Below are 506 nucleotides of genomic sequence, written 5' to 3'. Positions count from 1 at the left end.
TGCAAACGGCCTGATGAATGCGTTTGCGAAATCTGGTTGGTTATCGGTGATGATGCATTTTCGTGGCTGTAGCGGCAAACCGAACAAAAAAGCTCGCGCATACCATTCAGGAGAAGTAACGGACGCTCGCTTCTTTTTGGAACACCTTCATCTGCGCTTTCCAAACAATCCAAAAGTCGCCGTCGGCATCTCCCTTGGTGGCAATATGCTGGCGAACTACTTAGCACAATACAAAGATGACCCGATTTTAAAAGCGGCCACCATCGTCTCTGCTCCACTGGATTTGGCGGCTTGTGCCAATCGAATTGAGCAGGGCTTTTCCAAAGTGTATCGCCGTTACCTACTCTCTTCGCTCAAACGGAATGCTCTACAAAAACATCATTTACTGCATGGCGAATTGGCGCTGTCGTACAACTCCATCAAGCGCGTCACTCGTCTGTACGAATTTGATGACTTGATCACAGCACCTCTGCATGGTTTTAAGGATGCACAAGATTATTACGATC

General features: G+C 47.6%; 1 protein-coding gene. It reads left to right on the top strand.

Features of this window, described 5'->3' with window-relative positions:
• Positions 1 to 506 (top strand): hydrolase (locus R7Q11_RS29710; protein ID WP_225467407.1); only part of this gene is annotated, 506 nt, incomplete at both ends.

The sequence above is a fragment of the Vibrio sp. 970 genome (assembly GCF_033339075.1).
This window is presented reverse-complemented; position numbering and strand designations above follow the sequence as displayed.